At 70.2% G+C, this 1,157-nt stretch carries 1 protein-coding gene; it reads right to left on the minus strand.

What is annotated here, in order from left to right:
* Window positions 1-14: 14 nt before the first annotated feature.
* Window positions 15-1,157, minus strand: a 1,143-nt coding sequence (locus IEQ44_RS15525) for an ISL3 family transposase (RefSeq protein WP_227487603.1), incomplete at its 5' end; no start/stop codon positions are given.

Genomic DNA, 1,157 nt, shown 5'->3' on the forward strand with positions numbered 1-1,157 from the left:
CGGCCCTTCCCAGTTCAGCATGGTTCGGGTCTGATCGAGGGACGGCGTCGGTAGGGACGTGAGCCGTCGGCAGCGAGCAGGATCCGGATCCGGTAGTTGGTGAAGTTGCGGAAGCCGTGGGCCAGGCGGCGGGTCTTCTCGATGACGCCGTTGATCGCCTCGGTGCCGCCGTTGGACACGCCCCCGGTGGCGAAGTAGGCCAGGACCTCCTCCCGCCAGCGGCGCAAGGTCTTGCCGAGCCGCTTGACCTCTGGGATCGGGCAGGTGTGCAGCGACTCGAGGACCGTCTCCGCGATGGCGCGTCCCGCGGCCGGGGACTCGGCGTGGTAGATCGAACGGACCTGCTGGTAGACCCGCCAGGCGACTTCGACCTCCGCGTCGGGATCTCCAACCGGGAGGTACTTCTCGAGCCGCTGGCGTTGCCGGTCGGTGAGGTGTTCCTCGCCGGTGAGCAGGGTGCGGCGGATCTTGTAGAGCGGGTCGTCCTTGTGGCCGCGTCGGTGCAGGGTCGCTTGCTGGACCCGGCGACGGACCTCGTCGAGGGCGTTGCCGGCGAGCTTGACCACGTGGAACGCATCGAGCACCGCGACCGCGTCGGGCAACTCGTCCCTGATCGCGTTGGCGTAGCCGCGGAACGGGTCGAGGGCGGCGTGCTCGATGGTGACCTTCACATCGACACCCTCGACACCCTGGACACCCTGGTCGCTCAGCCAGTCGGCGTAGACCTTCCCCGAGCGGCCCTGCACGGCGTCGAGCAGGCGGGCGCGCAGGCAGCCGTTCTCGTCGCGGGTCAGGTCGACCATCACCGTGACCGCCTTGTCGATGCTCGAGATCCTCGAGGGACGCCAGATGTGCTCGTCGACGCCGATGGTCTTGATGCTCCCCAGCCGGGCCGGGTCCGCGATCCGGGTCTGCGCGGCGGTCTTGATCGCCGACCAGCAGGTGTCCCACGCGACCCCAAGGTGTCGGGCGATCGCGGACACGGTGGTGTCGTCGTGGCGCAGCGCGTCGACCGCCCACGCGGTGGCCCGCGTGGTGAGCTTGGCCCGAGCCGGTGCGTAGGGTCCTCGGTCCACGTCGACCGCGGGCACGACGGCTCCGGGCAGCGCCAGATCCGCTTGCGCCACCACACCCGCACCGGCCGGCCGAAGCACGGC

Origin of the sequence: Nocardioides malaquae, assembly GCF_015070385.1 — a bacterium.
GTDB lineage: Bacteria > Actinomycetota > Actinomycetes > Propionibacteriales > Nocardioidaceae > Nocardioides > Nocardioides malaquae.